The sequence below is a fragment of the Brevundimonas sp. TWP3-1-2b1 genome, assembly GCF_049896165.1.
Classification (GTDB): domain Bacteria; phylum Pseudomonadota; class Alphaproteobacteria; order Caulobacterales; family Caulobacteraceae; genus Brevundimonas; species Brevundimonas subvibrioides_B.
On record NZ_JAFCTT010000010.1, the window covers coordinates 129,787 to 138,460 of the forward strand.

Consider the following 8,674-nt stretch of genomic DNA (forward strand, 5'->3'; position numbering starts at 1 on the left):
AGCTCAGACCGCCCACCCGAAGTGGATCGCGGCGACGCCGCCCGACAGGTTGGTCACGGCGACGCGGGAGAACCCGGCTTGCTCGATCATGGCCTTGAACGTCGACTGATCGGGGAAGCGGCGGATGCTCTCGACCAGATACTGGTAGCTGTCGCGATCCTTGGCCACCCAGCCGCCGATGCGCGGAATGGCGTGGAAGGACCAGGCGTCATAGGCCTTCCTGACCGCCTCGGCCGTGGGCCGCGAGAACTCCAGGCACAGGAACCGCCCGCCGGGCTTCAACACCCGCCGCGCCTCCTTCAGGGCCACGGCGATGTCCGACACATTGCGGATGCCGAAACTGATCGAATAGGCGTCGACCGAGGCGTCCGGGATCGGCAGGGCCATGGCGTCGCCGACGGTCCAGATCATCTCCGGCTCGCCACCCTTGTGAACGCCCGCCAGGATCATCTCGGCATTGTAGTCGAGCACGATGACCGAGGCGTCGTCTCCACCGCGCCGCTCCTGCGCCCGCCGCGCCATCTTCGAATAGCGCCGCGCCATGTCGCCGGTGCCGCCCGCGACATCCAGGATGGTCTCGCCCGGCCGGGGGTTCAGCCTGGCGGCGGCCGCGTCCTTCCACAGCCGGTGCACGCCCCCGCTCATCAGGTCGTTCATCAGATCGTAGCTGGAGGCCACGCTGTCGAACACGCCCCGCACCATCCGCACCTTCTCGCGGGCATCCACGTCGCGGAAACCGAAGGAGGAGGTGTCGCCCGACGAATGCGGGCCCCGAGGCTGAGAGGAATCTGGAGAAGCGCTCATCCGGGCGGTCTAGCGCGCCGTGAAGCCTGCGTCACCGGGCCTCGCCGTCGCGGGTCATCGACTCAGGCGTTCGGCGCCCTGGGCCGCGGCACGCCGAGATCCTTCATCACGCCGCGCATGGCGGCGTAACAGCCGCAGGCGGCCTCCTCGAGCGCCGCGCGGTCCAGCACCTCGACCCAGCCCCGGCCGCGCCGGATCAGGTGTTTGCCCTCGAGCTCGGCCCCGACTTCGGAAACGGTGGCGCGACGAACACCCAGCATGCCGGCGATGTCGGCCTGGGTCAGGTGGAACCGGTTGGACTGGGCGCGGTCGTGCAGGGTCAGCAGCCAGCGGGCCAAACGCTCGTCCAGCCGGTGCTGGGCGTTGCAGGCGGCGGTCTGCTGCACCTGGGCGAACAGACTCTCGGTGAATTTGGACAGGGCGGTGCGCATGCCGGGGCTCTCTGCCAGGGCATCGGAGAAGACGTCGGAGGAGCAGCAGGCGGCGGAGCCCGCGATCTGGGCGATGGCGCGGCTCGAGGCGCGGGCGTTCATCGGGCCGCAGGTCACGCCGATCAGGCCTTCGCGGCCGATGGCGGCGGTCTCGACCATCCTGTCCTCGGCCAGGACGGTCATCAGGGACACGACCCCGCTCAGCGGGAACCAGACCTGGTCCACAGCCTCGCCCGCGTCGTACAGCACCTGCCCCTGGGTGAAAGCCCGTTCGGCCAGGTGCGGCTCCAGCCGTTTGCGGTCGGCGTCGTCCAGCGAAGCGATCCAGAGATTGTCCACGATATAGCTCCGTTCCGCATGGCGACGCCTCCCAACGCCTCAGCGCCTTCGTCTGTTCCGGCGCCGGCTGGCTGACGTCGCGGCGCCTTGCGGGGGCGCGGCGCTGCCGCTACCCCCGACGATCAGGAGACATTCATGGCCAGACCGACCCTCGATCCCGCAGCCGCCGTCCAGGGCCTGACAGGCTGGTCCGTCCACGACGGCGACCGCCCCGCCATCGAGCGGACGCTGAAATTCGCCGACTTCAACACCGCCTTTGCCTTCATGACGCGTGTGGCGTTGAAGGCCGAGACGATGGACCATCATCCGGAATGGTCGAACGTCTACAACCGGGTCACGGTGCTGCTGACGACCCACGACGCCGGCGGCGTCACCGAACTGGACACGACGATGGCGCGCTTCATCGACGCCGCCGCAAAATCCCTGGGAGGGGAATGACAATGAGCACGGTTGGACGCGTCGCGGGCAAGGCCGCGCTGATCACGGGCGGGGCCCAGGGACTGGGCGAGGCCATCGCCTGGATGCTGGCGCGCGAAGGGTCGAAGGTCGCGATCACCGATATCAACGGGGCGGGCGCGAAAGACCTGGCCAAACGGATCAACGCCGAGATCCCGGGCGCCGCCTTCGCCTATGCCCACGACGTGGCCTCGGAAGCCCAGTGGATCGATGTCGTCGCACGGGCCGCGGCCGACATGGGCGGTCTGTCCATTCTGGTGAACAACGCCGGCGTTGGCGACGTCCTGCTCTTCGTCGAGCAGGACACGACAGAGAACTGGCAGCGCCAGTACGAGATCAACCTGCGCTCGGTCATGTTCGGCTGCAAACACGCCATGCCGCATCTGCGGGCGTCTGGCTCCGCCGCCATCGTCAACATCTCGTCGATCGCCGGCCTGGCCGCAGGGCCAGGCATGGGCGCCTACAACGCCACCAAGGCCGGCGTCTGGATGTACACCAAGACCGTCGCTCTCGAGGCCGCCAAGATGGACTGGAACGTGCGGGTCAACTCCGTCCATCCGGTCTTCATCAAGACCGCGATCCTGGATCCCTTCATCGCCATGGCCGGCGGCGACGAGGCCAAGGCCCACGAACGCCTCGCGCGCGGCATCCCGCTGAAGCGGATCGGCGAACCGAACGACGTGGCGTATTGCGTCCTCTACCTCGCCTCCGACGAAGCCAAATTCGTGACGGGAGCCGAGTTCAAGATCGACGGCGGCATGACCGCGCAGTAGCCGCGCAGCGGTTCTCCCTCCCCCTCGGGGGAGGGTGGTCGAAGCGAAGCGGAGACCGGGTGGGGGCGGGAGAGCGATCCAGACGCGGGCTTTCGCGGCCTTGCCTTGCCGCCCCCACCCGGCGCTACGCGCCTGCCCTCCCCCGACTGGGAGGGAGAGGGAAAGCGCACCATACCCATCAACGGATCGTCCGATTTCCTCAATCGGATCAACGCCCGGCCCCGATTTAGAGCTTTATCCCAGGCGCCCCTGAAAACCGTGAGACACTGTCTCCCGGTCTTTGACATCGCCATCCCGACCGCCCTGGCCGGCGCGACTCTGTCGACTCTGTCGACTCGCTTTTTGGAGTCGCGCTCAGTCGGCTCCGCCTCAGATGATATCCGCCGGCAGGATCTGGCTGGACAGCAAGGTCTCCATGCCGTCCCAGTGGTCGGGACCCTGGCGTTCGACCCAGGCCTGCACCGTGTCGCGGCCGAGGCCGTAGTTGATGATATAGCTGCGGTAGGTCTCGATGAAGCGCAGCCGCTGGGTCGCCCGCTCGGTTGTCGTCAGCATGTATTTTGACAGTTTGGCGATGGTCGCCTCGCGACCGACGCGGCCGGCCAGATAGTCGTCGGCGATGGTGTATTCGGCCCGCGCCAGCTGGCGGACCAGGGCGTTCAGCTCGGCCTTTTCCTCGACCGGGGCGCCGGTCAGTCCCGCCAGTGGCAGCAGGACGTCGCGCTCGAACGTCGCCGCCTCGTCGCCGGGGAAGGCCAGGTCGATGCCGTAGTTGGCGCTGCCCTCGGCCACGAACGACATCGGCGAATACAGCGGGTAGACGCTCATCTCGACCCAGCCGCGCTCGGCGACGAAGGTCCGTTCCAGCAGGGCGTTGTAGACGTGGTGGCCGGGGTAGCCCTCATGACAGCCCAGGTCGATGGCCCGGTCGGTGAAGATCGGCTGGTCGGTGTTGATCTCGATCTTCGAGGCCGCGTCGCCCTGGAAATAGTTGTAGCCCGACCACGGCTTGTCGGTGACGAAGGCTAGGCTGAACCGCTCGTTGGCCGGCAGGGGAATATGGCGGATCGTCCGGGCGCGGCACTCGGCGATGGCGGCGTCCATCACGACCTGCAGCCGGTCGGTCGGAATGACAAAGCCGTTGCGGAAGGCCGAGACCCGGTCGGCCAGGGCGCCGTCTCCCGGAACCAGACCGTCGATCCGCGCCAGGATCGGATCATAGGCGGTCAGCGGCTTCAGCTCGGGCCGGACGCCGAACAGGGCATAGGCCTCGTCGGCGAAGCTCATCCGCTCCCCGCCGATCATGCGCAGACGGGCCGATGCCGCCGAGACATGGGCCAGCAGATAGGCCTTCCGCTGCACCACGGCGGGCTCCGCGCCCCGCGTCGACAGGGCGTTCAGCCGCCCGGTCAGGGAGGCGGCACCCTGGATCAGGGCCGGGACCTCGCGCGGGTTGGCTTTCGCCGCCGCGGCCCATTCCGGCGGGCCGTAGTAGGCGTCGACATAGCCCGGCTCGCGCTCGCCGATCTCCAGGATCAGGGCGACATAGTCCCGCGCCACGGCGTCCAGACCGTCGCCGGACGGATCGGGCGCAGGGGCGGTGGCGCAGGCCGCGACCAGCAGAAGGGGCAGGGCGAGGACGGCGAGGAACAGGCGACCCATGGACGGACTCCGCAAAGACCCCGGCACGCTAGGCGGGGCCGCGCCCTTCGCCAAGCCGTTCCGGGTCCAGCCTTTCCGGGATTGAGGCCGGCCGCGACCTGCTGTAAGGCCCTTCGGCCGGCCGCGAGGCCCGGCGGATGCACCCGTAGCTCAGCTGGATAGAGTACTGCCCTCCGAAGGCAGGGGTCACAGGTTCGAATCCTGTCGGGTGCGCCACTCTCCAAAACATCGTTGAAAACGCTGCGGTTTTACCGTCTGGGGGACCGTCTTCGGACGATGTCTACACAACCCGTCTACACAATTCGTCCGACAGTCGGGAGCTAAACCCCTCTGATCGTTGGATTAATCGTCCAATCGACGTCTACACAAACCGTCTACACATTGTTCGAACCCACCTCGTCCAGCAGCGTGGTCGGCTTTACTATCGACGACGGGTGCCGGAGGCATTGCGTGAGGTTGTAGGTAAAAAGGAAATTTGGAGATCGTTGGGGACGGACAGCCCCACGGTGGCCAAGCGTAGGGCTTTGCGAGTCGCGGCAAAGGTCGAGCATGAGTTCGAGGTGGCCCGTTTGAAGGTCGGCCATATCGTCGATCAGATCGTGCTGGATGGATTTTCCGAACGGGTGCCAATTGCTGAAGCCGTCGTGGAAGCGGAGCCGCTGCCGGGCATCACCTTCGGCGATCTCTACGACGCCTACATGAACGATCCGACGCGGGATTGGTCGCCCACCACCCGGATGGCCTATCTGACGACCAAGCGGATCGTGATGGCGATCCTCGGGAAGAACACGCCGATCCGCAGCATCACACGGACACAGTGCCGCGAGATGATTGAGGTGCTCCGCTGGCAGCCCCGTAATGCATCGAAACTGTTTCCCAAGCTCGGCCCCGTCGAGATCGCGGAACGGGCGAAGGCCGACGAGCGCACCGACCTGATCAACGCGGCCAACATCAACACCTACCTGAATAAGCTCGGCGGCGTGCTGAACTGGGCTGTGAAGGAGGAGATGCTTGACCGTAATCCCGCCCAAGGATTGCGCGTGCCCGATCCGACCGCCCGTCGCGACAAACGGCTTCCGTTCTCGACGGACCAGTTAAAGACGATCTTCTCGGCGCCGCTCTACACCGGCTGCCGTGACGCCGGGCACGGCTACGCCATGCCCGGCCCGGAACGTCCTCGGAACGCCCGGTTCTGGATTCCGCTGCTGTCGATGTTCGGCGGACTTCGTTTGAACGAAGCTTGCCAACTGGATGTGGCCGACATCCGGCGGATCGAGAATGTGGATTGCTTCGCCATCACCGAGCGGTCGGAGGGGGCCACGACCGACAAGCGGTTGAAGACCGCATCGAGCGAGCGAGTCGTCCCGATCCACGTCATGCTGATCGACCTCGGCTTCATGGACTTCGTTTGTCAGCGAAAGCGCGCTGGTGAAAGCAAGCTGTTCGGTGAAGTAGGGATGGGTGCCACCGGTTATCGATCCACGACCTTTTCCGCGTGGTTCCGCCGCTTCGTCGCCAGAGCCGGAGCAGGCTCACCGAAGACCTGCTTTCACAGCTTCCGCCACGGCTTTCGCGACGCCCTACGGGAGGCGCGCATCGACCGGGACATCGCACTCGCACTCGGTGGGTGGACGACGGCCAGCGGGGCCACCTCGGTTTCTGATGCCTATGGCAGTGGCTATCGCGTCGCCACGCTTAAAGAGGCCATCGACCGCGTTCTATATTCGGGCCTCGACCTATCTCATCTTCATGAGGGGTGAGGCCGAGGCGCCATGATGTGAAGGCTATGCTTTCTTTGATTTCGGCTTTAGCCGTGTGGCTGCGATCTGCTTTGCGGCCTGCGTCGCCTCAATGAAGTGCCGCTCAACCGCGCTGGGTTGTTCCAATTGGCGATCGTGCCACATCTCATATTCGGCCTGCGCCTTGGTTTTGGCGACGTCGGCGGAAATCCGGCCCGCATGTGTCAGGATGTCTCGGTCGCCCAGCCGCAGGAAGTCGTCCAGCTTGGTGATCCAGCCCTGCATGGTCATGGCTTTTCGGCTCAACGCCTGAAGCTCGGCGAACTCTAGATAGGCGGTGACGATGCGGTTCAGGGCCTCGAGTTCGTCCTCGGCCAGATAGTTCTTGGCGATGTGGACGTCGCCTTTGCGCGGCGGGCCGCCGTTGGTCTGGTTGGCCCACGCGGTCAGCCCCATGTGATCTTTGGCCGCGTCCGCCCGAATCGAGACCACCTCGGCGGCAGTGTGGCCATGCGCGGCCCAGTGCATCTTGTTCTGCACGGTCTGGAAGAAAAGCTGGCTGGCATCCTCTCTGGGGTCGTAGTCCACGCTGGTCGCGTAGATGTCCAAGACCTTCTTGTAGAACTGCTTTTCCGACGACCGGATGTCGCGGATGCGCGCGAGCAGTTCCTCGAAATAGTCGGCCTCGGAGTCTTTCAATCGGGCATCGTCCATGACGAAGCCCTTGATCAGGTAGTCCGACAGGCTGGCCGCCGCCCACCGACGAAATTGGGCGCCGCGCGGTGACCGGACACGGAAGCCCACGGCGAGGATCATCGGCAGGCTGTAATGAGCGATCTGGCGGGTGACGCTCCGCGCGCCCTCGGTTTGAACTATGGAGTAATGCTCAATAGTTGCCGCAGGCTGCTCGTCCTCGTCGAGGATCGCCTTGATGTGCTTGTTGATGTTCGAGACGCTGGTGTCGAAAAGTTCGGCGATCTCAAGCTGGGTAAGCCAGACCGATCCATTCGTGGCCTTAAGCTGAATGGCCGAGCGACCGTCCTCGGTCGTGTAGAGGATGATCTCATCCGACATAGCCAAGCCTCGCATAAGGGTCTGAACGAGGCGAATCCCCGTTCACGACACGTTCTACACCGAAACAGCCCTACGCTTGGCCACCGTGGGGCTGTCCGTCCCCAACGATCTCCAAATTTCCTTTTTACCTACAACCTCACGCAATGCCTCCGGCACCCGTCGTCGATAGTAAAGCCGACCACGCTGCTGGACGAGGTGGGTTCGAACAATGTGTAGACGGTTTGTGTAGACGTCGATTGGACGATTAATCCAACGATCAGAGGGGTTTAGCTCCCGACTGTCGGACGAATTGTGTAGACGGGTTGTGTAGACATCGTCCGAAGACGGTCCCCCAGACGGTAAAACCGCAGCGTTTTCAACGATGTTTTGGAGAGTGGCGCACCCGACAGGATTGTTTGGGTGGCTGGTTTCGTCGGTCATGCCGTGCCCCTGATCTGAAGCGTCCAGCCATCGTCTTGAGAGCGTTCTTGGTCAACGCTCTGGCTGGCGATGATCCGACGCTCGCGACCGATTCTGCCGTGCTGGGGGGCCTCACATTCAGCAAGCCATAGTCGATTGGCTACGTCCGGTTCAGGCGTGCGCAACGCTCTCCGGACGGCCTTCCTGAACCGTCTTCCCCAGCGTGCGTGCGATGGCCGTCACAGTGGTCGTGGAGGCACGATGGAGCCGGGCGGTGGCGCGGATGCCCTGACCGTCCTGCAACGACCTCCTGATCGCTTCCAGACGGTTTTCCGGCATGGGCTTACGACCGCTCTTCTTGGTCGTTCGCCGGAGGCCGCTCATGATCCTTTCTCGGATCATCGCCCGCTCGAACTCGGCAAAGACGCTGAGCATCTGGAACATCATGCGGCCGGAGGGCGTCGAAGTGTCGAGGCCCTGCTGGTGAAGGTAAAGGTCCACGTTTTTGGCGTGCGCTTCGTTCAGGAAGGAGACGAGGTCGGGCAGGCTTCGGCCGAGGCGATCGACGCTCCACGCCATGATTTGATCGAACTCCTTGCGGGCGATCCCCTTGAGCAGAGCGTCATAGGCGGGACGTTGATCTCGCCCCTTGGCGCCGCTGATCCCTTCGTCGGCGTGGACGGCGACGACGATCCATCCCTGACGCTGGGCGACGGCCTGAAGCTCCTGAAGCTGGTTCTCGACGGTCTGGCTGTCGGAGGAAACACGTGCGTAGATTGCCACTCGCTTGGTCAGGAACGTTCTCCATGGATGTTGGGAAGGGCCGACAGATTCTCACAGTTCCCTGTTCTGTCGAGAAGAACCTGTGCCCCCAATCAGATGTTGGCGAGAACGGCGAAAATGGGATTAGGCGGTCCCGCTGCGGCTGGGTTTGCCGAGAGCGAGTTCGAAGGGGTTTGCGGGAACGCCTCGGGCCATGCCGTTGGCGCCAATGGCG

The 8,674-nt window shown here is 64.7% G+C and carries 9 protein-coding genes and 1 tRNA gene; 4 read left to right on the forward strand and 6 right to left on the reverse strand.

Features of this window, described 5'->3' with window-relative positions; genetic code table 11:
- Positions 1 to 3: 3 nt before the first annotated feature.
- Together ACP7AB_RS11465 and ACP7AB_RS11470 are read right to left on the reverse strand one after the other, a co-directional pair.
- Positions 4 to 804 (reverse strand): class I SAM-dependent methyltransferase, encoded by an 801-nt coding sequence (locus ACP7AB_RS11465; protein ID WP_425991033.1) that lies wholly within the window; start codon positions 802 to 804, stop codon positions 4 to 6.
- Between the two features lie 62 nt (positions 805 to 866).
- Positions 867 to 1,574, reverse strand: a complete 708-nt coding sequence (locus tag ACP7AB_RS11470; RefSeq protein ID WP_425991031.1) for a Crp/Fnr family transcriptional regulator — start codon at positions 1,572 to 1,574, stop codon at positions 867 to 869.
- 135 nt (positions 1,575 to 1,709) lie between these two features.
- On the opposite strand from ACP7AB_RS11470, the gene ACP7AB_RS11475 reads away from it, so the two are divergent.
- Together ACP7AB_RS11475 and ACP7AB_RS11480 are read left to right on the forward strand one after the other, a co-directional pair.
- On the forward strand, positions 1,710 to 2,012 hold the full coding sequence (locus ACP7AB_RS11475) for a 4a-hydroxytetrahydrobiopterin dehydratase (RefSeq protein ID WP_425991029.1): 303 nt from the start codon (positions 1,710 to 1,712) through the stop codon (positions 2,010 to 2,012).
- On the forward strand, positions 2,009 to 2,803 hold the full coding sequence (locus ACP7AB_RS11480) for an SDR family oxidoreductase (RefSeq protein ID WP_425991027.1): 795 nt from the start codon (positions 2,009 to 2,011) through the stop codon (positions 2,801 to 2,803). Before ACP7AB_RS11475 ends, ACP7AB_RS11480 begins: the two co-directional genes overlap by 4 nt.
- A 369-nt stretch (positions 2,804 to 3,172) precedes the next feature.
- On the opposite strand, the gene ACP7AB_RS11485 is transcribed toward ACP7AB_RS11480, so the two are convergent.
- Entirely contained in the window at positions 3,173 to 4,465 is a 1,293-nt protein-coding gene (locus tag ACP7AB_RS11485; protein ID WP_425991026.1) for a hypothetical protein, read from the reverse strand.
- A 139-nt stretch (positions 4,466 to 4,604) separates the two neighbouring features.
- Here ACP7AB_RS11485 and ACP7AB_RS11490 point away from each other — a divergent pair.
- Positions 4,605 to 4,681 (forward strand) — tRNA-Arg (locus ACP7AB_RS11490).
- Between the two features lie 164 nt (positions 4,682 to 4,845).
- Positions 4,846 to 6,225, forward strand: a complete 1,380-nt coding sequence (locus ACP7AB_RS11495) for a DUF6538 domain-containing protein (protein WP_426046143.1) — start codon at positions 4,846 to 4,848, stop codon at positions 6,223 to 6,225.
- A 24-nt stretch (positions 6,226 to 6,249) separates the two neighbouring features.
- On the opposite strand, the gene ACP7AB_RS11500 is transcribed toward ACP7AB_RS11495, so the two are convergent.
- The 3 genes from ACP7AB_RS11500 to ACP7AB_RS11510 all read right to left on the reverse strand — a co-directional run bounded on the left by ACP7AB_RS11500 (position 6,250) and on the right by ACP7AB_RS11510 (position 8,460).
- Positions 6,250 to 7,278 carry a virulence RhuM family protein gene (locus ACP7AB_RS11500; RefSeq protein ID WP_425991024.1) on the reverse strand — a complete coding sequence of 343 codons (1,029 nt, stop codon included), beginning with the start codon at positions 7,276 to 7,278 and terminating at the stop codon, positions 6,250 to 6,252.
- A 54-nt stretch (positions 7,279 to 7,332) separates the two neighbouring features.
- Entirely contained in the window at positions 7,333 to 7,698 is a 366-nt protein-coding gene (locus ACP7AB_RS11505; RefSeq protein ID WP_425991022.1) for a DUF6538 domain-containing protein, read from the reverse strand.
- 150 nt (positions 7,699 to 7,848) lie between these two features.
- Positions 7,849 to 8,460 (reverse strand): recombinase family protein, encoded by a 612-nt coding sequence (locus tag ACP7AB_RS11510; RefSeq protein ID WP_425991020.1) that lies wholly within the window; start codon positions 8,458 to 8,460, stop codon positions 7,849 to 7,851.
- Between the last annotated feature and the right edge of the window lie 214 nt (positions 8,461 to 8,674).

Coding starts and splice junctions, on each gene's coding strand:
- ACP7AB_RS11485 (WP_425991026.1), bottom strand. CDS start 4,465: ATGGGTCGCCTGTTCCTCGCCGTCCTCGCCCTGCCCCTTCTGCTGGTC.
- ACP7AB_RS11500 (WP_425991024.1), bottom strand. CDS start 7,278: ATGTCGGATGAGATCATCCTCTACACGACCGAGGACGGTCGCTCGGCC.
- ACP7AB_RS11465 (WP_425991033.1), bottom strand. CDS start 804: ATGAGCGCTTCTCCAGATTCCTCTCAGCCTCGGGGCCCGCATTCGTCG.
- ACP7AB_RS11480 (WP_425991027.1), top strand. CDS start 2,009: ATGACAATGAGCACGGTTGGACGCGTCGCGGGCAAGGCCGCGCTGATC.
- ACP7AB_RS11475 (WP_425991029.1), top strand. CDS start 1,710: ATGGCCAGACCGACCCTCGATCCCGCAGCCGCCGTCCAGGGCCTGACA.
- ACP7AB_RS11505 (WP_425991022.1), bottom strand. CDS start 7,698: ATGACCGACGAAACCAGCCACCCAAACAATCCTGTCGGGTGCGCCACT.